Below are 22,825 nucleotides of genomic sequence, written 5' to 3'. Positions count from 1 at the left end.
CTTTCCGGACACAGTGCTTGATTTTCAGATAGTGGAAATGTAGCGTCACGTCCCGCCAGGCTTCATCGACGAACCCCCCAGGAGTGGCCAGTGCTCACCAGGGCGTACCAGCACTCGCTGCGCGGCAGTCACCTGCCCGCGGGTCAGCCACTGCTCGAGGTCGACGCGATCTCGCTGCGGTTCGGCGGCGTCAAGGCGCTGCGCGACATCTCATTCACCGTCACCGAGGGCCACATCCACGCGGTCATCGGACCGAACGGCGCCGGGAAGTCCTCGCTGCTCAACTGCATCAGCGGGCTCTACCACCCGCAGGAGGGCCAGATCCGGCTGCACTCCGCCGCGCTCGGGGCGGACGGGACCCCCGGCGAGACCCGCACGCACACGCTGACCAGCCTGCCGCCATACAAGATCGCCCGGCTCGGCGTCGCCCGGTCGTTCCAGAACATCGAGCTGTTCCACGGCCTCACCGTGCTGGAGAACCTGATGCTCGGCCGGCACATCCACATGAAGCACAGCGTGCTGAAGTCGATGCTCTGGCTCGGCCCGGCCCGCCGGCAGGAGATCGCCCACCGGCACCTGGTCGAGGAGGTCATCGACCTGCTGCAGCTGCAGGCCTTCCGGGGCAAGCCGGTGGGCTCGCTCGCCTACGGCATCCAGAAGCGGGTCGAGCTCGGGCGCGCGCTGTGCCTGCAGCCGGCGCTGCTGCTCCTCGACGAGCCGATGGCCGGCATGAACGCCGAGGAGAAGGAGGACATGGCCCGCTACATCCTCGACGTGCACGAGCTGGCCAGCGTCTCCGTGGTGCTCATCGAGCACGACATGAACGTGGTGATGGACATCTCCGACCGGGTCAGCGTGCTCGACTTCGGGGCACTCATCGCCGACGGCACCCCCGATGAGGTGAAGGCCGACCCCGGGGTGATCGAGGCCTACCTGGGTGCCGAGGAGGAGGACGCCGAGGTGCGGGAGGCGGTCGTCAAGATGGAGGACCAGATCGAGGAGGAGCATGCCGCCGACCGGGCCGCTGCCGAGGGGACGGAGGGCGGCAATGGCTGAGGAGCGGACCACCTTCCCGCGGCTCATGCTCGAGATGGCCGCCACCCGGCCGGACGACGTCGCGATGCAGGAGAAGCAGTACGGCATCTGGGCGCCGATCACCTGGGCCGACTACGCCCAGCGGGTCCGGGACACCGCCCACGGGCTGGCCGCGCTCGGGGTCGAGCGCGGCGAGATCGTCGCGGTGCTGGGCGACAACCGACCGGAGTGGCTGATCGCCGAGCTGGCCGCGCAGAGCATCGGCGCCGCGGTCGTCGGGATCTACCCCACCTCGATCGGGGAGGAGCTGCGGCACATCCTGACCCTGTCGCAGGCCCGGGTGGTCGTGGCCGAGGACCAGGAGCAGGTGGACAAGCTGCTGCGGCTGATCTCCGAGCCGACGCCGGAGGACGGCGCACCGCTGGCCGTGGAGAAGGTCGTCTACTACGACCCGCACGGGCTGGAGGCCTACACCGACCCGGTGCTGCTGGAGTTCACCGAGCTCGAGGCCCAGGGCCGGGTCTGGGGCGAGGCGCACCAGGGGTGGTACGACGAGCAGGTCGCCGCCGGCACCCCGGACGACATCGCGGTCATCTGCACCACCTCGGGGACCACCTCCAAGCCCAAGCTGGGCGAACTCTCGCACCACAACCTGCTGGCGATGGCCGACCACCTCACCGAGATCGACCCGATCGGCCCCAAGGACCGCTACGTATCGTTCCTGCCGTTCGCCTGGATCGGCGAGCAGATGCTGGCCGTGGCCTGCGGGCTCTCCCGGGGGCTGACGCTGTCCTTCCCGGAGGACTCGGCGACCCAGCGCAGCGACCTGCGCGAGATCGGCCCGGACGTGATGTTCTCCCCGCCGCGGATCTGGGAGTCGATGCTCTCGGAGGTCCAGGTCCGGATCGACGAGGCGGGCTGGCTCAAGCGCAAGGTCTTCGGCTGGGGCTACGACGTCGGGGACAAGGTGGCCCGCATCCGGGTCAGCGGCAAGCAGCCCGGCGCCGGCCTGAAGCTGCAGCACGCGCTGGCCGACGCCGTCGCCACCCGCCCGGTACGCGACCAGCTGGGGCTGGCCCGGATCCGCCGCTGCTACACCGGTGGTGCCCCGCTCGGCCCCGACGTCTTCCGCTTCTTCCACGCGATCGGGGTCAACCTCAAGCAGATCTACGGCCAGACCGAGATCTGCGGCATCGCGGTGGTGCACCGCGACGACGACGTCCCGTTCAACACAGTCGGCACCCCGATCCCCGGCACCGACCTGCGGATCTCCGACGACGGCGAGATCCTGCTCCGCTCCGCCTCGGTCTTCCGCGGCTACTACAAGCAGCCCGAGGCCACGGCGGAGACGGTCGACGCGGAGGGCTGGCTGCACACCGGTGACGCGGGCTACCTGGACGACAACGGGCACCTGGTGGTCATCGACCGGGCCAAGGACGTGCTCACCGCCCCCGACGGCACCCGCTACTCCAGCGCGTTCATCGAGAACAAGCTCAAGTTCTCCCCGTATGTCGAGGAGGCCGTGGTCTTCGCGCCCGGCTCGGGCACGGGGACGGGTGCCTCGGCCGGCGGGATGACCGCGCTGATCACCCTGGACCCCGCGACGGTGGGGTCGTGGGCCGAGCACGAGCGGCTCAGCTACACCACCTACACCGACCTGGCCGGCAAGGACGAGGTCTACGACCTCATCGCCGAGGAGTCGACCCGGGCCAACGAGGACCTGCCGGAGAGTATCCGGGTGGCCCGCTTCGTGCTGCTGCACAAGCAGCTGGACCCCGACGACGACGAGATCACCCGCACCCGGAAGGTGCGGCGCAACGTCATCGCCGACCGGTACGCCGACATCATCGCCGCCCTCGACCGAGGCGATGACCAGGTGGCCATCCGGAGCCGGGTGACCTACCAGGACGGCAGCAGCGTCGAGCGCGAGCTGGTCCTGCAGATCTTCGACCTGACCACCTACACGATCCCGGAGGGCCGGGGACGTCGACCCGTCTGGAGCGGCCGCCGATGAGCAACTTCATCAACCAGCTCGCCTACGGGCTGGCCGACGGCTCGATCCTGGCGCTCGCCGCGCTGGGCTTCGTGCTCATCTACAAGGCGACCGGGGTGATCAACTTCGCCCAGGGAGAGTTCCTGCTGGTCGGCGCCTACATGTTCTTCACCGCGTTCGTGATCTTCGGGCTGCCGCTTATCCTCGCCGTCCTCGTCGGGGTGGTCGTCGCCACCCTCATCGGTGTGCTCGTCGAGCGGCTCATCCTGCGGCCCATGATCGGGGAGAACCCGATCAGCATCATCATGGTCACCATCGGGTTGTCGGCCCTGCTCAAGGCGCTGGTGCAGATGTTCTACGGCACCCGGCCGCAGAGCCAGCCGGCGATCCTGCCCCGCGGCTCGGTGGAGGTCCTCGGGGCCACGGTGCCGCTGAACCGGCTGGTCGCCATCCTGGTGGCCGCGGTCGTGCTCACCGCGTTCACCCTGTTCTTCCGCCGGTCCCGGCACGGCATCGCGATGCGGGCCGTGGCCGACGACCAGCAGGCGGCGATGACGATGGGCATCTCGGTGCGCCGGATCTTCGCGATGGCGTGGGCGCTGGCCGCGGTCAGCGCGCTGATCGCCGGCATCCTGCTCGGGGACATCTCCGCCGTGGACCAGAACATCGCCTCCTTCGGGCTGCTGGTCTTCCCGGTGGTCATCCTGGGTGGCCTCGACTCGGTGCCCGGCACCATCGTCGGTGGCCTGGTGATCGGCCTGGTCCAACAGTTCACCGCCGGCTACTGGGACCCGGGCCTGGCCACGGTCGTCCCCTACATCGTGCTCGTCCTGATCCTGCTCGTGCGTCCGTACGGCATCTTCGGCGAGACCCGGATCGAGAGGGTGTGAGCTGACGATGGCCGCCACCGCTACCGGAATCCACCACCGCAGCTACACCTCGGAGCTGCGCCTGCGGGCCACCAAGTCGGAGTACTTCCGGCTCGCCCTGATGCTGGTGCTGCTCCTGGTCGTCCCGTTCGTCCTGGACAACTACTGGCTCTCGGTCGTCAACACGATCTGCATCGCCGTGATCGGCGCCGTGGGGCTGAACATCCTGGTCGGCTACACCGGGCAGATCTCACTGGGGCAGGGCGGCTTCCTGGCCGTCGGGGCCTACTCCTCGGCGATCCTGTCCGACCGGATCGGGCTGCCCACGCCGCTGGCGATCCTGTTCGCCGTGGTCCTCACCGCCGTCGTCGGCACCTTCTTCGGCCTGCCCGGGCTGCGGCTCAAGGGGCTCTACCTGGCGATCGCCACGCTGGCCAGCCAGATGATCATCGAGTTCCTCATCCGCCGCGACTACGGCGGCTGGCTCACCGAGGGCGCCGGTTACATCAACGTGGACCGGCTGGAGATCGGCGGCTTCAAGATCGGCGGCCGCGACGTCTTCGAGACCCAGTGGTACTGGATCCTGATGGTGCTGGCGGTGCTCGCCGTGATCACCGGGCGCAACCTGTTCCGCACCGGCCTGGGCCGCTCGTTCATGGCGGTGCGCGACCAGGACATCGCCGCCGAGGCGATCGGGGTCAACCTGACCCGTGCCAAGCTCACCGCCTTCGCGGTGTCCTCCGCCTTCGTCGGGCTGGCCGGGGCGCTCACCGCCCACTACAGCGAGGTCATCTCCTGGGAGAAGTTCACCCTCGACGTCTCGATCCTCTACCTGGCGATGATCATCGTCGGCGGCCTGGGCAGCATCGCCGGCGCCGTCTACGGCGCGATCTTCATGACCCTGCTGCCGGAGTTCATCCAGGAGGCGGCCAACTCCGCCGAGTCCTCGCTGCCGTTCCTGGCCAACCAGCTGCCGGCCATCCAGAACGCCCTGTTCGGCCTGATCATCATCTGCTTCCTGATCTTCGAACCGCGCGGCCTGGACCGGATCTGGCACCGGATGAAGGACTACATCAGGTTCTGGCCGTTCCGCTACTAGCCCACCCACCCGCGGACCGGTGACCGGCGGCCGGACCGCACACCGACACCACGCCATACCGAGACCACGACAACCCAGCCCACCACACAAGGAGACACCAAATGTTCGGAAAGACCCGCTCAGCCGCGGTGGCGCTGGCCGCCGCGTCCGCCCTCGTGCTGTCCGCCTGCGGGAGTGACGGCGGCGGCGGCGGAGGTGGCGACGACGCCGACTCCGACGAGCCGATCCCGGTCGGCCTCATCGCCGACCTCACCGGCGCGACCGGTGACGTGGGCACGCCCTACAACGAGGGCATGCTCGCCTACATCAAGTGGCGCAACGCCAACGGTGGCGTCGAGGGCCGGGAGATCGACGCCGACTCCAACGACTACGCCTACGAGGTCCCCAAGGCCGAGCAGCTCTACAAGCAGTACGTCAACGAGGACGTCGTGGCCGTCCAGGGTTGGGGCACCGGTGACACCGAGGCGCTCTCCAAGGCCGTCGCCAACGACGAGCTGCCGTTCATGTCCGGCTCGTTCGCCGAGCCGCTGACCGACCCGGAGGAGGCGCCCTACAACTTCGTGGTCGCCCCGACCTACTCCGACCAGATGCGGGTCGCGCTGAACTGGATCGCCGAGGACTCCGGCGGCGGCGCCGAGGTCGCGGTCTTCCACCACGACAGCCCGTTCGGCGAGGCCCCGGTCGCCGACGGCGAGGCCTGGATCGAGGAGTCCGGTCTGGACCTGGGCTACCAGAGCTACGCGATGCCGGCCGGCTCGCAGAACTACGTCGGGCTGCTGTCCCAGGCCCAGTCCCAGGGCGCGAAGTACGTCGTGATCCAGAACGTCGCCTCGCCGGCCGCGCTGGTCGCCAAGGACATCGCCGCGCAGAACCTGGACATGACGATCGTCTGCCTGAACTGGTGCGGCAACGAGCTGTTCATCGACACCGCGGGCGCCGAGGCGGCCGAGGGTCACATCCTGGTCCAGCCGTTCGCGCCGATGAGCGCGGAGAAGGAGGGCCACGGCGTCATCAACGAGTACCTCGAGGAGCAGGGCACCGACCCGGAGACCATCGGCACCTCGTGGGTGCAGGGCTGGTACGTCATGCACGTGATGGCCGAGGGGATGGCCTACACCATCTCCGAGGGCAACGAGCTGACCGGCCCGAACCTGCGTGAGTCGCTGGAGACGATGGGTGCCATCGACACCGGCGGCGTCATCGGTGAGGGCAACATCGAGTTCAGCGCCGAGAGCCACCGCGGCTCCACCTCGACCGGTATCTACCAGGCCCAGGACGGCGAGATGGTCGAGCTCGAGGCCGGCGCCACGCCATGACCTCGGTTCCCGACACGGCCTCCTCCGGGGCGGCGCCCGCCGCCGCCCCGGAGGGGACCATGCTCTCCCTCAACAACGTCGAGGTCATCTACGACGACGTGATCCTGGTGTTGCGCGGGCTCTCCCTCGCGGTGCCCGAGGGCAAGATCGTGGCGCTCCTCGGATCCAACGGCGCGGGCAAGTCGACCACGCTGAAGGCCGTGTCGGGACTGCTGCCCAGCGAGCACGGCGAGGTGACCGACGGCAGCGTCCTCTTCCGGGGGCAGGACATCACCACGATGGATCCCGCCGAGCGGGTGAAGCAGGGGATGAGCCTGTGCATGGAAGGCCGGCATGTCTTCGAGCACCTCACCGTCGCCGAGAACCTGGTGGCCGGGGCCTACACCCAGCCGCGCGGGAACGGCGCGGAGGACCTCGAGGTGGTCTACGAGTTCTTCCCCAAGCTGGCGGACATGCGCAGCCGGGTCGCCGGCTACCTGTCGGGCGGCGAGCAGCAGATGCTGGCCATCGGCCGGGCGCTGATGGCCCGCCCCACGCTGCTCATGCTCGACGAGCCGTCGCTCGGCCTGGCGCCGCTGCTGGTGCAGGAGATCTTCGGCTACATCAAGAGGCTCAACGAGGAGCGCGGTCTCACCGTGCTCGTCATCGAGCAGAACGCCCGCCGGGCGCTCGAGGTCGCCCACCACGGCTACATCATGGAGCAGGGGCGGATCGTGCTCGAGGGACCCGCCGCCGAGCTGCGGGAGAACCCCGACGTCAAGGAGTTCTACCTGGGTCTCGGCGAGGAGGGTGGCCGCAAGAGCTACCGCGACGTCAAGCACTACAAGCGGCGCAAGCGCTGGCTGTAGGGCGACCACGGGGTGCCGGCGGCCGGCCCGTCGCCGGCACCCCCCGCATACCGATGAAGCACCCGCATGCACCTGCTCAGCCGAGGAGTCGAGCCATGTCGATCGATGCTGCCCTCCGGGGGCACCTGGAGGACCACGGACTGGACCGCGCCGTCGCCGACCTGGTCGGCCGCGCCGCCGCCGTCCCGGGACTCGCCGCCCGGTTGGAGGCCGCCGGGGTGGACCCGGCCGGCATCCGGTCGGTCGCCGACCTGGCCGCGGTGCCGGTGCTGCCCAAGGACGAGGTGGTCGGGCTGCAGGCGGAGCGGCCGCCGTTCGGCGGGATGCTCGCCGAGGGCGCCGACGTGGTCCGGGTCTTTCAGTCGCCCGGCCCGCTCTACGAGCCGCAGCTGGCCGGCGCCGACAGCTGGCGCTGGGGTCAGGTGCTCGGCGACATGGGCGTGGGGGCCGGCGACACCGTGCTCAACTGCTTCGGCTACCACCTGTCACCGGCCGGGGCGATGATGGAGGAGGGCGCGCTCGCGGTGGGCGCCCGCGTGGTGCCCGGTGGCATCGGCAACCAGGACCTCCAGGCGCGCGCCATCGCAGACCTCGGCATCACGGCATACACCGGCCTGCCGAGCTATCTCAAGGCCCTCGCCGAGCGGTATGACGAGGCCGGGCTCCCGCGCTCGGCGTGGCGGTTGGACCGGGCGATGGTGACCGCGGAGCCGCTGCCGGACTCGCTGCGCGCCCTGCTCACCGAGCGGGTGGGCACGGTGCGGATGGCCTACGGCACGGGGGAGACCGGGCTGCTGGCCTACGAGAACGGCGACGGTGCCGGGATGGTGCTGGCCCGCGGCGTGCTGGTGCAGATCTGCGAGATCGGGACCGGCGTGCCGATCACCGACGACACCGAGGGCGAGGTGGTGGTCACCGTGCTGCGGCCCGACTACCCGCTCATCCGGTTCGGCACCGGCGACCTGTCCGGCTGGACCACCGGCCCCGACGGCTCGCTGCGGCTGCGCGGCGTGCTCGGCCGCACCGGCGCCGCGGTCAAGGTCAAGGGGATGTTCCTGCACCCGGCCCAGGTCGCCGCCGTGATGTCGGGGGTCTCCGGCGTGACCGACTACCGGTTCGTCGTCGGCCGGGCCGACCACGTCGACTCGCTGCGCTGCGAGGTCGTCCCTTCTGCGGACACCGACGCCGAGGCGCTCGTCGCCGACCTCGCCCCCCGGGTCCGCGAGGGCCTGCGCTTCCGGGCCGAGGTCGTCGCCGTCACCCACCTCACCGACGGCGACGGCCCCATCGTCGACACCCGCGACTGGTCCTGACTCCCGACCGGACGGGCGAGCGGGCGGTGCTACCACCCCACCGGACGTCTGGCCGGGCGGTTCCTAGCCTGCACCGGACGCGCGAGCGGTCGGCCTTTTACCTCCACCGGACGTCTGGTCGGGCGGTCTACACCCTCGACCGGACGCACGAGCGGGCGGCGTCCCGCACGGGTTTAGTCGACTCCTCTGGTGGTCATCCGTCGCGAGGCGCTCACGCTGGCCTCGACCGCGTGGGTAATCGCCACGTCGCACGTTTGGTGCGGTAGCCCGGCCGCCAGGTCACGCGCTTGGTGGTGTGGCCGGACCGCCAGACCAGACGTCTGGTGAGGTCGAAACGCCGCCCGCTCGGACGTCTGGTGGGGTGGAAACGCCGCCCGCTCGGACGTCTGGTGGGGTCGAAACGCCGCCCGCTCACGCGTCCGGTCGGGAGGGCGCACCCTCAGTAGTCGACCGGGTCCCGGGAGATCGGGCAGGTCATGCAGTGCCCGCCGCCGCGGCCCCGGCCGAGCTCGGCACCCCGGATCGGGATGACCTCGATGCCGGCCTCCCGGAGCAGGGAGTTGGTGTAGGTGTTGCGGTCGTAGGTGAAGACCACCCCGGGCTCGACCGCCACCGCGTTGTTGCCGCTGTCCCACTGCTGCCGCTCCCCGGCATACCAGCCTCCGCCCGGCTCAACCGCCCGCAGGGCCGGCAGGCCGAGGGCATCGGCGACCACGTCGATGAAGGGGGCGGACTCCTCGGTCACCTCGAGCCCGCCGTTGTCCGCGGGACGCAGCGAGACGGTCTTGATCCCGTCGACGATGTCGGGGTAGTAGGTGACCACGTCACGGTCGGCGAAGGTGAAGACCGTGTCCAGGTGCATCGCGGCGCGCAGCCTGGGCATGCCGGCGACCACGACCCGCGTGGCAGCCTCCGCCTCGAACAGTTTCGCGGCGACCTGGGTGATCGCCTGGCGCGAGGTGCGCTCGCTCATCCCGATCAGCACCGCCCCGTTGCCGATCGGCATCACGTCCCCGCCCTCGAAGGTCGCCTGCCCCCAGTCCTGCTCCGGGTCGCCCCACCAGACCGTGCTGCCGGTGAAGTCGGGGTGGTGCTCGTAGATCGCCTTCATCAGCAGCGTCTCGTCGTGCCGCGCCGGCCAGTACAGCGGGTTCAGCGTCAGCCCGCCGTAGATCCAGCACGTGGTGTCGCGGGTGTAGATGGTGTTCGGCAGGGGCGGCATCAGGTACTCGGCCACGCCCTCGGAGGACCGGACGAGCGCCAGGTAGTCGGAGCGGAACTCCTCGGGGATCTCCCGGGTCGACAGGCCACCGATCAGGTATGCCGTGAGCGTCGCGTTGTCGAGGGTGTCCAGGAAGGCCCGGGTGTCGTCCACCAGCCCCAACCCGACGTCGTGCACGGTGAGCTTGCGGTCCAGCAACCACTCCCGGGCGCCCGGCACGGCGAGCGTCTCGGCGAGCAGCTCGTGCAGCTCGACGACCTCGACCCCGCGGTCGCGCAGGTTGTCCACGAAGTCCTGGTGGTCGCGCTGCGCGCTCTCCACCCAGAGCACGTCGTCGAAGAGCAGCTCGTCGTTGTTGCTGGGGGTGAGCCGCTCATGGCTCAGCCCGGGTCGGCAGACCAGCACCTTGCGGAGCTTGCCGACCTCGGAGTGGACACCGTAGGGGTGGGCGGTCATCGAGCTTCCTTCCTCGGGGGGGCTAGATCTGGACGGCGCCGGTCGCCAGCAGGACGAGCCCGACGACGGCGAAGACGACGATGGTGCAGAAGGTCACCAGGCCCGCGCGGGTGAACGTCGGGGCCCGCTGCTCCCGCCGGGCCATGACGTAGAGGATCGTCGCGGGGGCGAGCAGGATGCAGGCCAGGAACAGGAAGGTGTAGCCCGCCGCCCAGATCAGGAACAGGGTGTAGCCGGTGGAGAGCACCGCCACGACCAGCTCCTTGGTCCGCTCGCGGGGCGCGGCGTCCTGGTAGCCCTGCCGCGCGAGTGCCACCTTCACGGCATACCCGCTGGCCAGGGCGAACGGCGCGAGGGCGAGGGCCGCCGTCAGGTCCAGGGTGAAGTCGAGCGCCTCGCTGACGAACTGGACGGCGAACAGGATGGCGGTGACGAAGATCGAGGTCCACAGCACCGCGTTCTCCGGGACCTCGTGCCGGTTCAGCCGGGCCATCCGCTCGGGGAGGTCGCGGTCCTTGGCCGCGGCATAGACCACGTCGGCGGCCAGCAGCTGCCAGGCCAGGTAGGCGCCCAGCACCGAGACGATGAGGCCGACCCGGATGAACGCCCCGCCCCAGGGCCCGACGGCGGCCTCGAGCACGCCCCCGACCGACGGCTGCTGGAGGGTGGCGATCTCGCCCTTGGGCAGGATGTCCGAAGGACAGGATCGAGATCGAGGCGAACAGGGCGAGCACCGACAGGAAGCCCAGGACGGTGGCCCGGCCGACGTCCTTGCGGCGCTTGGCGTAGCGCGAGTAGACGCTGGCGCCCTCGATCCCGAGGAAGACGAAGACGGTGACCAGCAGGGTGCCCTGGACCTGCTGGAACAGCGACTCACCACCGGGCAGGTCGTAGCCACCGGTCAGGTTGTCGGCGAACGTCCCCGCGTCGAAGAAGAAGACCGCCAGCACCACGAAGAGCGCCAGGGGCACGATCTTGGCCACCGTGACCACGGCGTTGATCGCCGCGGCCTCCTGGACACCGCGCCGGATCAGCAGGAAGAAGCCCCAGACCGCGGCCGCGGACACCAGGAAGGCGACCCAGGTGTCGCCCGTGCCGAGCAGCGGCTCCAGGTCGGGGAACAGCTGGGACAGGGTCGACATGATCAGGACCCAGTAGAAGGCGTTGCCCGCGCAGGCCGACGCCCAGAAACCGATGGCGGAGAGGAAACCGGGATAGATACCGAACCCGGCGCGCGCGTAGGCGTAGACCCCGTTGTCGATGTCCGGCCTGCGGACCGCGAGGTTCTGGAAGACGAAGGCCAGCATCAGCATGCCCGACCCGGCGATGCCCCAGGCGATGAGCGCGCCGTAGACGCCCGTCTCGCCGGCGAACCGTGCCGGCAGCTGGAAGACGCCGGCACCGACCATCGATCCGACGACCATGGCGGTGAGGGCTGGCACCGTCAGGGTGGTGGACCGCTGGCTCTCAGAAGCCATGCAGCATCCTTCGGCCGGGCGGACGAGCCGTCCGCCTCACGGCTAGGCATACCGCAGCTTGCTGTCGTTGCGCAAGAGTTTCAGACCGGTCGGTCCTGTGGCACTGCCCGATTCGTCCCTGTCCCAAGGATCTGCTTGGCTACGACGTAGACGGGACACAGGACCGGCCGATCAGCCTCGGTCCGTTGCGGATGGGGAGTCACGGATGAGTACCGGAGACGCGCGAGTGGGCTCGGTCTTCTTCCAGACCACCGACACCTCGTTGGCAGTCGCCCTCTTCTCGACGGGGTTGGGGCTGGAGCCGGTCAGCCCGTCCGAGGACTACACCGACCAGGAGTGGGTGGAGTTCGAAGGCGCCGTGCCGATCTTCGTGCAGCGGGTCCCTGTTCTTATGACCGAGGACGCGGCATTCGGCATCCAGGTGGGCGAGTTGACGGCCACCGCCGAGAGGCTGCGCCGGGTCGGGGCATTCGAGTTGTCGGAGGCTTTCGAGATCTCACCTGGGGCCGCTGCCCTGCACGTGAGCGGACCCGGCCTGCAGCGCTTGCTCGTGCACGAATAGGACCCGATGCGCTGGCTGCGCAGATCCCCGTGCGTCAGGGCACCAGCCAGGCGACCAGGACCGCCGCGACGGCCGCGCACAGCACGACCACTCCGAAGCCAAGTGCGACACCCGCTGCGGGGTTGCGGTGCGACCAGGGCAGCATCCGCGGCCAGCGCTGCGTCGCCTCCCGGGCCGTGAGCACCGGCACCCGCGTCACGGACGGTGCCGCCTGGGCCAAACCCTCGAGGTCGGCCATCTCGCGCAGCGGCGCCGAGGTCAGGAGCGGCGCAGTATCACGGTCCACCAGGATGGCCCGGGGTCGGTGGTTCCCGAAGACCGCATAGTGGGGGGTCAGGACCGCCTCGGCGATCTGCTGCCGCGGCACGACGATCGCCGGCCTCAGCACCCGCCGCTTGACGACGTGCGTCGGCGTGACCTGGAAGGTCGCGTTCAGGATGCCCAGGACCGTCACGATGACGGCCCCGACGATCAGGTAGGTGAGCCCGATGACGAGCACCCGCTGGCCGAGCTCCGCGTCCGGCTGCCGGACGACCTGGTAGGGCACGGCGAGCAGGCAGCCGAACACGACGGCCACCAGCCCCCACATGCCAGACCTGTCCAGCCCGGCCCTGGCCCTCCAGAGGACGGGCCCGTATTCCGTGGCCTGCCCACGTGCCATCGCGATGTCCTCCCTGCGCTCGAACCGGCCGGCCCGTCCTTGACCCATCAGCAGCCGAGGATATCCGCGCCGTATGCCGTGTACGGCATACGGAGTGCGCCGACCGGACGCGTTGTGCACGGTTTTCGTCGCGATCGCGTGCACAACGCGTACAGTCGCGCGCGTTGTGCCTCAGGCCTCGCCGCGCGCTGCCCGCCAGGCCTCCTCCCGCCCGACGGCCACGGCGATGTCGACCTCGTTGCCCTCGGGGTCGGCCAGAGTCCACCCGAACGGCGCGTTGCCGTCGTAGGCCAGGCGACCACCCGCCGCCAGGCCGGCCTCGATCCGGGCCTGCGCCTGGTCGTCGGGCACGAACAGGTCGACGTGGATCCGGTTGCGCTGCGCCCGCCGCTCGGTCTCCGACTCCTCCATCGGCTGGAAGAACACCACGGTGTTGAGCCGTCGCGGGTCGACCAGGTCGGTGACGCCCTCCCGGGGGTCGGGTTCGTAGCCGAGCACGGCGGCCCAGAACGCACGCACCGCCGGGATGTCGACCGCGTCGATGCCGACCTGGACGAACCGGGGCGCCCCGACGTCGGCGGTCAGACCCAGCCCGCGGGCCGCCGCCTGCACCCGACCGGCGAGCGCCCGGTAGCCGTCGTCCTGCTCCCACGCGTCCTTGCCGGAGTCGAGCGTGACCACGCCCGGGCGCAGGTCGATCCCGAGCGGCAGCCCGGCCTCGTCGGCCAGGGCGGCGACCGCCTCGACGAGGCCGGCGGCCTGCTCCGCCGAGCCCACCGGATAGCTGGCCATCGCGGAGAAGACCAGCCGCCAGTCCTCGACCTCGGCGCCCTCCCACCGGTCGGCGCCCTCCGGCAGCGGGAGCAGGTCCGCCTCGTTGCCCTCGGCATCCGCCACCGTCGCGTAGTAGTCGTGGTCGGCGACCGACCGCGCCCCGAGGTCGCGCACCGCCCGGACGGCCCGCTCCGCCACCGGCTGGGGCGTGACCACATCCAGGTGGACCCGGTTGCGCAGCGGCCGCGGCGCGTCCTGGTCCTGGAACCAGATCGGGGGGTGCCGGCGCAGCGGGTCGACGATGTCCTCCTCGCCGACCGGTTCGTATGCCAGGGCCGCCTCCCAGAACGGCTGCACCGCCGCCTGGTCCAGCACGTCGAAGGCCAGCTGGAGGTCCTGGACGGCGGCGGGATCGGAGGTCAGCCCCAGCTCGCGGGCCGCCGCCGAGATCTGCTCGGCCAAGGCGACATCCGGGGCGCCGAACCCGTGCCGCGGGAGGTCGACGCGCACGCCGCTCTGGCGCAGGTCGATGTCCGGGACCGCCCCCTCGCGCGCCTCCGGGGTGTCTGCCGCCTCCGTGATCCGGCGGACCAACGCGGCGCCGGCGGCGTGCGACGGGGCGCCGAACCAGGCGCTCGCGCCGGCCCCCAGCACGCGCCAGTCGCCGGTGCCCCCGGACTCCTGGAACTGGCGGGCGGTCAGGGTCTCCGTATCGGTCATCCGGTCAGCGTGCCACCGGGCTCGACTGGTCGCCACCGGAGTCCGCGACGCTGCTACGATTCGAACTTCAACTTGTGCGAAGACACCTCGTGGCTCCAGGCGTAGGAAGGGGACGTTTGTGGTTGCGTACGAGAGCGCGATCCGAACGGCGCAGGTGGTTCGGTCCGGGAGGGAGCCCGGTGACGTCCTGGGGTTGACGTTGTCCTGGCTGGTCGTGGTGGCTGCCCTGGTGCTCTGCATCGGAGCCCAGGTCTTCGATCTCGTGCCCGAGCAGGCGGGCATCCCGGTGGTGGAGCTGACCCCCTCGTGGCAGGACTACGGGATGGACTACGACCTCTCGCGGGTCTCCGCCCAGTAGCCCGAGGTCAGGGAGCCGGCCGCCGCCCGCGCGAGCATGTGCTCGTGGAACAGTCGCGCCGCAGGCAGCATCCGCCGCTCCGGAGACCACGCCAACCCGACCTCGCGCACCGCGAACCGGTCGCCCAGCGGCAGGTGCCGGACCGGCCCCCCGGGCGGCTCGGCATACGGAGCCGGTCGCGGCACCACGGCCACGCCGAGCCCCGCCGCGACGAAGGCCCGCACGGTCGCCAGGTCCTCGCACTCGAACGCCGGGTATGCCGTGAAGCCGGCCCGTGTGCACAGGTCCAGGGTGGTCTGGCGCAGCAGGGAGCCCGGGTGGAGCAGCACGAAGGGTTCGTCGGCGGCCTCGGCCAGGTCGATCGGTCCGTCGGCCTGCGTGGCCCGGGCCAGTCGGTGACCGGCCGGGACCGCGAGCACGAGCGGTTCCTCCAGCAGGCCCCGCCACTCGGCGTCCCCGGTGTGCGGGCGCACGGTGGACAGCTCCATGTCGACCCCGCTGCGGGTCCCGACAGTGGCGATGGTGGCGTCCGAGCGGGGGAGCAGCTGGAACCGGACGTCGGGGTGGTCGGCCCGGAAGCTGCTGACCAGGTCGGGCACCAGCCAGGTCCCGAGCGAGGGGTGGAAGGCCAGGGTGACCGTGCCGGTCTCGGGGTCGACCAGCTGGTGGACCGCGGCGAGCCCGTCGTCGAGCTCGTGCAGCAGCGCGTCGACGTGCCGCTTGAACGCGGCGCCCGCGTGGGTCATCCGCAGCGTGCGGCCGGACCGGTGCAGCAGCGGCGTGCCGACCTCTCGGTCCAGCCGAGCCAGGGCGCGAGAGATGCCCGGCTGGGTCGTACCCTCCAGGTCGCTCAACTCGGTGACGGTGCTGCCGTCGGCCACCTGCTGGAACCAGCGTAGATCCCGTGTCTCCATGACACATGATTGTGACGCATGTGTGCCTTGCATTCCAGTCATTGGACGCATGATCCCTGGTGGCCCCACACTAGATGCATGACGACGCGCACCCTGACCCCCACCCTGCCGGTCCTCGGCGCCCTTGCCCGTCGCGTCGAGGCCGTCCGCCAGGGCAACCCCGAGCGTGCCGAGCGCCGCCGGGTCGCCCGCGAGTTCGCCGCCTACCCCGCCTCCCGCGGCGTCGCCCTGACCGTGCTGCCCTCGCGCACCGGCACCCGCTGAGCGGTCGGCACCCCGTGCAGGATTATCGGGTCACCCGGTAATCCTGCGCTTCGTAGCAGAAGCTTCCCGGTCGATAGCGCCAGGTTTCGGGGTAACCCGATAATCCTGCAGCCCCCGCCAGCAGCAGACAAGCGCGCCATCGAGCGCTACAGTCGCTCCACTGACACGCAACTGACGACGACGTCTGGGGGCCCAGCGGTGACCGCGACCACGAACGCGCCGCCCGAGGAGTCCGGGGGGACCCGGGCCCGGCTGGTCGAGCCGCACCTGCTCGTCCCGTTCATCTTGGTGGTCGCGTGCTTCGCGGCGTGGGGTATCGCAGCCAACCTCACCGACATCCTGGTCGGCGTGTTCCGCAGCATCTTCGACATGTCGAATCTGCAGTCGTCCCTCGTGCAGTCGGCCTACTACGGCGCCTACTTCCTGCTGGCAGTCCCGGCAGCCTTCATCAACAGCCGGTTCGGCTACAAGGCCGGCATGCTCACCGGCCTCGGCCTGGCTGCCGCCGGTGGCATCCTGTTCTTCCCTGCTAGCCAGATGCTGGTCTACGAGGCATTCCTGGTCGCCCTGTTCGTGCTTGCGGCCGGCCTGTCCATCCTGGAGACCTCGGCCAATCCCCTCGTCATCGCGATGGGCGATGAGGCGACCGCCACCCGGCGGCTCAACCTGGCCCAAGCCTTCAACCCGGTCGGCGCCAACATCGGGGTGCTGCTCGGCGCCGTCCTGATCCTTCCCGGGCTGACCTCCGAGGCGGCCAAGACGATCATGACCGCCGAGGAACTGCGGGCAAGCCAGGAGACCGACCTGTTACTGGTGTTGCGGCCCTACCTGGGGATCGCGGCGGTCCTGGTGATCCTGTGGCTGGCCCTGGCGTTCCGCAAGATCCCCGAGCTCCCGGCCGAGCAGCAGGCCGAGGCCCGGCTGGACCGGTCCGCCTCCGGTGGCGTCGCCGGTCGGCTGTGGCGCAACCGCCGCTATCGCTACGGCGTCATCGCCCAGTTCTTCAACGTCGCGGCGCAGACCTGTGTCTGGACCTTCACCGTCATCTACGCCCTCGACGTCGTCGGAGTGTCCTCGGGCCAGTCAGGGATGTACCTGCAGGCCAGCCTCATCGTCTTCCTGGTGGCCCGGTTCGCCATGGTCTACCTCCTGGGGATCTTCCGCCCGGCGAAGCTGCTGCTCATCATGGCCACGTTCGGCGTGATCTGCTGCCTGATGGCGATGTTCGTCCTCAACATCGTGGGCTTGATTGCGGTCGTGGCGATCTCGGCAGGATTGTCGCTGATGTTCCCCACCATCTACGGGCTCGCCCTGGAGGGTCTCGGTGAGGACGCCAAGTTCGGCGCGGCGGGCCTGGTGATGGCCATCTTGGGTGGGGCGATCCTGCCGTTGGTGCAGGGCGCGGTGATGGACTCGGTGGGCAGCACCGCCTTCGGTTACGTGGTGCCCGCGGCCTGCCTCGCTTTCGTCGCCGGTTACGCCGTGTTCGAGCTGAGGACCCGGCCGGTGTTACCCGGCGTCCCGGCGGAGACCGAGGAGGTGTCCGGATGACCGCCCACGCCGCTGGCTCCGGGACAACCCGTATGCCGAGGAGCCGGTCCCGCGTCCACCGCGCCCTGGTCGCCGGTGCCGTCGGTGCAGCCGTGCTGCTCGCCGGCTGCGGGGGACAGGACCCCGACGTCACGGTCGGCCTGATCACCAAGCAGGAGGAGAACCCCTACTGGGTGACCATGCGCGAGGTCGCCGAGACCGTCGCCGGGGACGAGAACGTGCGGCTGCTGACCGCGACCGGCTCGGGTGACGCCGACGTGGAGAGCCAGGTCGAGGCCCTGGCGAGGATGACCGAGGAGGGAGCCGACGGCATACTCATCGCGCCCACCGACTCTGAGGCGGTGGTGCCCGCGATCGAGGAGGCCCGCGCGGCCGGCGTCACCGTCATCGCCGTGGACACCCCGACCGAGCCCGAGGATGCGGTCGACGCGTTGTTCGCCACCGACAACGAGGAGGCCGGGCGGCTGGCGGGGGAGTACGCCGCCGCGAAGGCGCAGGAGTTCGGCCTGGAGCCCCGGATCGCGCTGCTCAACCTGACCCCCGGCGGCGCCTCGGGGCTGCAACGGGAGGCCGGGTTCCTGGACGGCTTCGGGATCGGGGCCGACGACCCGCAGGTGGTGGGCGCCGGGGACACCGAGGGCGACCGCGACCTGGGCGAGCAGGTGATGGGTGACCTCCTCGCCGAACACCCGGACATCAACGTCGTGTATGCCGTGAACGAACCCGCTGCCCTCGGCGCCGTCGCGGCCCTGCAGGATGCCGACGTCGACCTCGGACAGGTGGTGCTGGTGACCATCGACGGCGGCTGCGAGGCGATCAAGGACGCGGTCCGACCGGGCGACATCGACGCCACGGTGCAGCAGTACCCCGAGAACATGGCCCGCGAGGGGGTGACCGCGCTCGCCGAGCACGCCCGCGGCGGGCCGGCCCCCAGCGGGTTCCTGGACACCGGTGCCGTGCTGATCACCGGGTCGCCGGCTCCCGGCGTGGAGTCCCGCGACGTCGCGTTCGGCGTGCGCAACTGCTGGGGGGACTGACGGCCGGTCCGGTCCGAGCCGGGACGACCTCGAGGTCGACCGACTTCCGGCGCCGCGGACGCGCTCAGTCCCAGGGCCCGCGGGTCCAGGCGGCCTCGGCCGGCCAGAGGACGACCGGCTCACCGGACTCCTGTGACGGGGGAGCGACCGCGACGATATAGCTGCCTCAGGAGGCCGTTGGGGTCAGCCACACCGGGTCGCCCGCTCCGAGGGGCACGCTGAGGCGACGTAGGGCCCAGACCAGTTCGACGCCGTCGGGGAGGCGGACGGTGATCCGCTTGCTGCGCAGGGCGGTGACCTCGGCGGGCTGCAAGCCATCGACCCGGAGCAACTCGTCCAGGTCCAGCTCGGCGGGCAGGTCGATGGGGTTGCGGAGCACCCAGACCCAGAAGGCCGCGGTCAGCCCGACGGAGACGAGAGTTCCGACGAAGCGGGTGATCGTGACGCCGCGCCCTCGTAGCCCATGGCACCGAACTGGAGGAGGGCGAGCACCGTGATGACGACGGCGAGCCAGGTGTGCGCCTTTCCCCGCCGGGAGCGGAGCGCCCGGCGCAGGGCGTCGAGGGCCCGGCCCTCCGGGATCGCCCGCGTGTCCATGCCAGACGGTAACGCCGGGGCGCCCGTGCCGCAGCGGGACAGGGGGGTCGGGAGCCGTGTCAGCTCGCGTCGTGGGGAAACTTTTGGGGCCTATGACCCCGAAAATTTTCCACGCCCGCCCGGGCCCGGCCGGGCTGGGGCCCCCTGGTCGACGAGGCGTTTCGGCACCACGTGTCGGTCGTCGGATTCCTGTTGCGCGGCCGCCGGATCCCCGACAGGGTTGGTCCGTCGGCCGCGCGGCCGGGGAAGGCGGGGACACGGATGAAGCTGGCGGAGGCGCTGTCGCTGCGGTCGGATGCCCAGAAGCGGTTGGCGCAGGTGCAGGCCCGCGCGGTGGCCTGTGCGCGCTACCAGGAAGGGTCGGCGCCCGCGGAGGACCCGGCGGCACTGCATACCGAAGCCCTGGCCGTCGTGGACGAGATCGAGCAGCTGGTGCGCCGGATCAACCGGACGAATGCGAGCACCGAGCTGGAGCCCGGGCTGACCATCACTGACGCCATCGCGCGGCGCGATTCCCTCGCGGCCAAGCGCAAGCTGACCGTGGCGCTGGCGGACGCCGCGAGCGGTAGTGACGGTGAGTTCGGCTGGAGCGCGAGGCAACTCCGGTCCGAATTGCGGGACCTGACCGACCTGCCGGTGCCCGAGTTGCGCCAGCAGGCCGACCGGCTGGCCCGGGACTACCGGGAGCTGGACACCCGGCTGCAGGAGGCGAACTGGGCGACGGAGTTGGTCGACTGAGGATCAGGTAGGGACGACCGTGGTGAGTCGGTAGCCCGGTCACGAGGCGAGCGCGAGCCGTGCTGGCGGCCAATCCAGCAACTCCTCTGTCAAAGGATCGCGAGGGGCAGCGATAACCGGTTACCGGGCAGCCTCGCACCGCGTACACGTGACAACGCATGAGGAACAGTGCACTACCGCGTGCTGATCGTGATTCGGGTGAGGGTTGGGTCTGGGGACCTCACGCACGGGGACAGGCGGGCGGCGCCGTATGACGACAGGTCCCTGCACACGGGCCCGCGGTTCCGGAGCCTCGGCCCTCGCCAGCGCCTTCGTGGGGAAACTTTTGGGGCCCATGACCCCGGAAAGTTTCCCCACTCGCCCCGAGCTCGGTCGGGCTGGAGGCTTCTGGTCGCCCGGGTGACATGTATGCCGACTCCGTCGCCTCGGTGGTGCGCGCCGGGGCGCACGTCGCTGCGCTGGGCACCCCCGCCCCGACTGTGCCGGCCGGCACCGCGGTGTGGAAACTTCTGGGGCCTATAGCCCCCAAAAGTCTCCACGGCTTCCTCACGGTGCGATCCCGCTGCGGCACAGTCGATGAGCAGACGCCCAAACCAAGAAACTTTGCCAAGACTTTAGGAGATGGTGATACTCTTGAGAGCGTCAACCAGGTTCTCCAGGAGGGGGCGAGCCCACCGTGCCAGTGCTGGGAATGTGGGATGCCGTCGGGGTGCTCCCGCACCGCAAAAGTCCGTCTGTCACGCCAGGGCGAGGAGCCGCCGCGGTGCTCGCCGAGGAGTGGGACTGGGAGCGCAACACCGGTGAGCCGGCGCTGTCCTCCGTGGCCCCGCAGCACCGGGTCGCCTGGCGGTGCGCGGTCTGTGGCCACGCCTGGGTGGCCAGCGTGAGTGAGCGTCTCGCCGAGGACGGCGGCTGCCCCGAGTGCGCTCGGATCGCCCGTTCCTTCCAGGTGCGCCGCCGGTCCAGGTCGCTGACCGAGGTCGCCCCCGAGACCGCGATGGAGTGGCACCCCACCTTCAACGGCTGGCTGCGCCCCTCCGATGTCTCGGCCGACTCGGCCCGACGGGTGTGGTGGCTGTGCCGGCGCGACCACGAGTGGAAGGAGCGGGTCAGGGACCGGACACATGCGGGGCGCGGCTGCCCGGTCTGCGCCCGGCCGTGGTCGGCACCGACGATCCCGGGAGCCCTCCCCGGCCGCTAGCCCTCCCCGGTCGCTAGTCCGACCCGGTCAGCGCGGCGCGCTGCAGGTCACTGGGCGTCACCCCGAACTGGCGCTTGAAGGCCCGGGTGAAGTGGCTGTTGTCGCTGAACTGCCAGCGTCGGGCGACCGCGCCCACGGTGGAGCGGGCCAACAGGTCATCGCGGGCGGCGGCGAGCCGGCGGATGCGGATCACCTCGGCCACCGTGTGGTCCGACTCGGCGAACGCGCGGTGCAGGGTGCGCAGCGACACCTGGACCGCGGCCGCGACCGAGGTGGGGGTCAGGCCCGGGTCACGCAGGTGACGGTCGATGTGGTCTTGGGCCAGCGCCCGGATGGAGGAGGGGTCGTGCAGACCCGCCGGTGCCGCCTGCAGCGCCGCCGCGACTAGCTCAATGGTGGCGTTGCGCACCGAAGGGATCACCCCGACCGGGAGGTCGTCGATGCCGCGGGACATCGCCTCCAGGTAGTCGGCGAGCAGGCGCATCGCCGGCGCGGTGTGGTCGAGCACCCGGCCCGTCTGCAACCGGCCCCGCACCCCGACCTCCGCCAGCGCGGACTTCGGCATGATGAGCGACCGCTTGCGCAGCGGTGACTCCACGGCGAACATCGCCTCCGACTCGGAGTCCCAGACGACCGCCGACCCGGGCACCAGCCGGCTCTGGACGCCGTCCTGCTCGACCACTTCCGTGCCGGACAGGGTCATCAGCAGGACGAGGTAGCCCTCGTCGGTCTCGGTGAGTTCCCGCGGTGTGCGCCGACCCACGGACGGGTCGCACGCGCAGTCGACCAGGACCAGGTCGCCGATCGCCCGCCGCTGGACAGATGCGGAGAAGCCCGTGTCGTCCCAGAACAGCTCCCGCAGGGACCAGGCGAGGTGGTTCTCGCTGAGCATCCTGCTCCAGGACTCCTGCGCCAACTCGGGCCGGGGCAGCCTGGTGGCGCCGCGATCAGTGGTGTCGCAGCGAGGCGTTCGCGGCGAGCTGGCCGCGGATGAAGGTGTTGGCGTGGGCGCCGAGCTCGGCACCGTCCTCCCACAGGTTGCGCCAGATGCCGAGGGCGCTGGTCAGGGTCGGGGAGACGACCGCGGAGGAGAAGGATTCGAAGACGATCGGGCCGTCGTAGCCGACCTGGTGCAGCGCCTTGAAGAACCCGGCAAAGTCGACGCTGCCGGTGCCGAGGTAGCCGCGGTGGCTCTCGCCGATGTGCACGTAGCGCAGCTGGTCCGCGGTCTCCAGGACCGGGGCGAACATGCTGGGCTCCTCGATGTTCATGTGGTACGTGTCCAGGTGCACCCCGACCGAAGGTTCGAGGCCGGCGACGAACTCCCGCGCCTGGCGTGCGGTGTTGAGCACGTTGGACTCGTATCGGTTGGTCACCTCGACGCTGACCGAGATGCCGGCCTCGGCCGCTCGGCCCGCGACCCGGCCGATCACCTCCTGGCTGTTCGCGATACCCCGAGCGGTCGCCGGCTCCAGGTACTTCTGCATCGCGCTGTAGATCACGCCGCACAGGTGCTCCGCGCCAAGCTCGGCGAGCACGTCGACGGCCCGATTGAGCAACTCCTCACCGGCGCGCACCCGGGCCGGGTCCTCGCTGCTGATGTCGGTCGGCGCGCTCAGCCCCAGGCTCCCGGTGGCGTCCAGCCCGTGCTCGTCGAGCGCCGCGCGGGCGGCCGTGGCGTCGAAGGTCGCCGGGTCCATCAGCGGGAACTCGATCAGGTCGAAGCCGGCCTCCCGGGTCTGTGCGACCGCACGCCTGATCCCGGCGGCGTCGTAATCCCCGGTCCACACCAGTCCGTGGCACCCGATCCTCATCAGGA

Annotated in this window: 23 protein-coding genes and 1 pseudogene; 14 read left to right on the top strand and 10 right to left on the bottom strand. The window is 70.6% G+C overall.

Translation table 11 applies throughout. The features are described from left to right. The first annotated feature begins 90 nt into the window (after positions 1-90). From FB467_RS00475 to FB467_RS00445, 7 genes are all read left to right on the top strand, one after another. Entirely contained in the window at positions 91-1,056 is a 966-nt protein-coding gene (locus FB467_RS00475; protein WP_141783340.1) for an ABC transporter ATP-binding protein, read from the top strand. Beyond that, on the top strand, positions 1,049-3,049 hold the full coding sequence (locus FB467_RS00470) for an AMP-binding protein (protein WP_228393372.1): 2,001 nt from the start codon (positions 1,049-1,051) through the stop codon (positions 3,047-3,049). Before FB467_RS00475 ends, FB467_RS00470 begins: the two co-directional genes overlap by 8 nt. Next, a complete protein-coding gene (locus tag FB467_RS00465; RefSeq protein WP_141783339.1) occupies positions 3,046-3,918 on the top strand; it encodes a branched-chain amino acid ABC transporter permease in 873 nt (290 codons plus the stop codon). Before FB467_RS00470 ends, FB467_RS00465 begins: the two co-directional genes overlap by 4 nt. A 7-nt stretch (positions 3,919-3,925) precedes the next feature. After that, positions 3,926-4,996, top strand: a complete 1,071-nt coding sequence (locus FB467_RS00460; protein ID WP_141783338.1) for a branched-chain amino acid ABC transporter permease — start codon at positions 3,926-3,928, stop codon at positions 4,994-4,996. 101 nt (positions 4,997-5,097) lie between these two features. Continuing rightward, entirely contained in the window at positions 5,098-6,312 is a 1,215-nt protein-coding gene (locus FB467_RS00455; protein WP_141783337.1) for an ABC transporter substrate-binding protein, read from the top strand. Further along, positions 6,309-7,160, top strand: a complete 852-nt coding sequence (locus FB467_RS00450) for an ABC transporter ATP-binding protein (protein WP_425325816.1) — start codon at positions 6,309-6,311, stop codon at positions 7,158-7,160. The genes FB467_RS00455 and FB467_RS00450 overlap by 4 nt, the downstream gene beginning before the upstream one ends. 95 nt (positions 7,161-7,255) lie before the next feature. Continuing rightward, positions 7,256-8,473 carry a phenylacetate--CoA ligase family protein gene (locus FB467_RS00445; RefSeq protein WP_141783336.1) on the top strand — a complete coding sequence of 406 codons (1,218 nt, stop codon included), beginning with the start codon at positions 7,256-7,258 and terminating at the stop codon, positions 8,471-8,473. A gap of 439 nt (positions 8,474-8,912) precedes the next feature. Here the strand turns inward: FB467_RS00445 and FB467_RS00440 are convergent, their stop codons facing one another. The 3 genes and pseudogenes from FB467_RS00440 to FB467_RS19225 all read right to left on the bottom strand — a co-directional run. Further along, positions 8,913-10,151 carry an arginine deiminase gene (locus FB467_RS00440; RefSeq protein WP_141783335.1) on the bottom strand — a complete coding sequence of 413 codons (1,239 nt, stop codon included), beginning with the start codon at positions 10,149-10,151 and terminating at the stop codon, positions 8,913-8,915. A gap of 22 nt (positions 10,152-10,173) precedes the next feature. Continuing rightward, entirely contained in the window at positions 10,174-10,791 is a 618-nt protein-coding gene (locus FB467_RS19230) for an amino acid permease (protein WP_267128624.1), read from the bottom strand. 112 nt (positions 10,792-10,903) lie between these two features. Then, a pseudogene (locus FB467_RS19225) lies at positions 10,904-11,560 on the bottom strand (amino acid permease); the annotation flags it as partial. A gap of 274 nt (positions 11,561-11,834) precedes the next feature. Here FB467_RS19225 and FB467_RS00430 point away from each other — a divergent pair. Beyond that, a complete protein-coding gene (locus FB467_RS00430) occupies positions 11,835-12,191 on the top strand; it encodes a hypothetical protein (RefSeq protein WP_141783334.1) in 357 nt (118 codons plus the stop codon). 34 nt (positions 12,192-12,225) lie between these two features. Here FB467_RS00430 and FB467_RS00425 read toward each other — a convergent pair whose 3' ends face one another. Together FB467_RS00425 and FB467_RS00420 are read right to left on the bottom strand one after the other, a co-directional pair. Continuing rightward, positions 12,226-12,900, bottom strand: coding sequence for a hypothetical protein (locus tag FB467_RS00425; RefSeq protein WP_141783333.1), 675 nt, complete (start codon positions 12,898-12,900; stop codon positions 12,226-12,228). Between the two features lie 123 nt (positions 12,901-13,023). Continuing rightward, complete coding sequence (locus FB467_RS00420) at positions 13,024-14,346, bottom strand: VOC family protein (RefSeq protein WP_141783332.1); 1,323 nt, start codon at positions 14,344-14,346, stop codon at positions 13,024-13,026. A gap of 154 nt (positions 14,347-14,500) precedes the next feature. Here FB467_RS00420 and FB467_RS00415 point away from each other — a divergent pair, with 154 nt between their 5' ends. Then, complete coding sequence (locus FB467_RS00415; RefSeq protein WP_141783331.1) at positions 14,501-14,704, top strand: hypothetical protein; 204 nt, start codon at positions 14,501-14,503, stop codon at positions 14,702-14,704. On the opposite strand, the gene FB467_RS00410 is transcribed toward FB467_RS00415, so the two are convergent. Continuing rightward, complete coding sequence (locus tag FB467_RS00410; RefSeq protein WP_141783330.1) at positions 14,674-15,618, bottom strand: LysR substrate-binding domain-containing protein; 945 nt, start codon at positions 15,616-15,618, stop codon at positions 14,674-14,676. The two genes, FB467_RS00415 and FB467_RS00410, sit on opposite strands and share 31 nt — an antisense overlap. A gap of 78 nt (positions 15,619-15,696) precedes the next feature. Here FB467_RS00410 and FB467_RS00405 point away from each other — a divergent pair, with 78 nt between their 5' ends. The 3 genes from FB467_RS00405 (at position 15,697) to FB467_RS00395 (ending at position 18,470) form a co-directional block, all read left to right on the top strand. Further along, a complete protein-coding gene (locus FB467_RS00405) occupies positions 15,697-15,882 on the top strand; it encodes a hypothetical protein (protein WP_141783329.1) in 186 nt (61 codons plus the stop codon). Between the two features lie 198 nt (positions 15,883-16,080). Beyond that, positions 16,081-17,433: an L-fucose:H+ symporter permease gene (gene fucP, locus FB467_RS00400; protein ID WP_211350515.1), complete on the top strand. Its 1,353-nt coding sequence runs from the start codon at positions 16,081-16,083 to the stop codon at positions 17,431-17,433. Continuing rightward, positions 17,430-18,470, top strand: a complete 1,041-nt coding sequence (locus FB467_RS00395; protein ID WP_228393373.1) for a substrate-binding domain-containing protein — start codon at positions 17,430-17,432, stop codon at positions 18,468-18,470. The genes fucP and FB467_RS00395 overlap by 4 nt, the downstream gene beginning before the upstream one ends. Before the next feature lie 166 nt (positions 18,471-18,636). Here FB467_RS00395 and FB467_RS00390 read toward each other — a convergent pair whose 3' ends face one another. After that, positions 18,637-18,849: a hypothetical protein gene (locus FB467_RS00390; RefSeq protein WP_141783328.1), complete on the bottom strand. Its 213-nt coding sequence runs from the start codon at positions 18,847-18,849 to the stop codon at positions 18,637-18,639. A gap of 20 nt (positions 18,850-18,869) precedes the next feature. Continuing rightward, positions 18,870-19,067 (bottom strand): hypothetical protein, encoded by a 198-nt coding sequence (locus FB467_RS00385; protein WP_141783327.1) that lies wholly within the window; start codon positions 19,065-19,067, stop codon positions 18,870-18,872. A gap of 261 nt (positions 19,068-19,328) precedes the next feature. Between FB467_RS00385 and FB467_RS00380 the strand changes: the two genes are divergently transcribed. Together FB467_RS00380 and FB467_RS00375 are read left to right on the top strand one after the other, a co-directional pair. Next, positions 19,329-19,805 carry a DIP1984 family protein gene (locus FB467_RS00380; protein ID WP_141783326.1) on the top strand — a complete coding sequence of 159 codons (477 nt, stop codon included), beginning with the start codon at positions 19,329-19,331 and terminating at the stop codon, positions 19,803-19,805. Between the two features lie 763 nt (positions 19,806-20,568). Beyond that, complete coding sequence (locus FB467_RS00375) at positions 20,569-21,006, top strand: zinc-ribbon domain-containing protein (RefSeq protein WP_170230492.1); 438 nt, start codon at positions 20,569-20,571, stop codon at positions 21,004-21,006. A 13-nt stretch (positions 21,007-21,019) separates the two neighbouring features. Here FB467_RS00375 and FB467_RS00370 read toward each other — a convergent pair whose 3' ends face one another. After that, on the bottom strand, positions 21,020-21,898 hold the full coding sequence (locus tag FB467_RS00370; protein WP_141783324.1) for a helix-turn-helix domain-containing protein: 879 nt from the start codon (positions 21,896-21,898) through the stop codon (positions 21,020-21,022). A gap of 55 nt (positions 21,899-21,953) precedes the next feature. Further along, entirely contained in the window at positions 21,954-22,820 is an 867-nt protein-coding gene (locus FB467_RS00365; protein WP_141783323.1) for a sugar phosphate isomerase/epimerase family protein, read from the bottom strand. Positions 22,821-22,825: the final 5 nt, after the last annotated feature.

Origin of the sequence: Ornithinicoccus hortensis (genome assembly GCF_006716185.1) — a bacterium.
Classification (GTDB): domain Bacteria; phylum Actinomycetota; class Actinomycetes; order Actinomycetales; family Dermatophilaceae; genus Ornithinicoccus; species Ornithinicoccus hortensis.
Note: the sequence above shows the minus strand (reverse complement) of the source record. Positions and strands in the feature narration are given on the sequence as shown.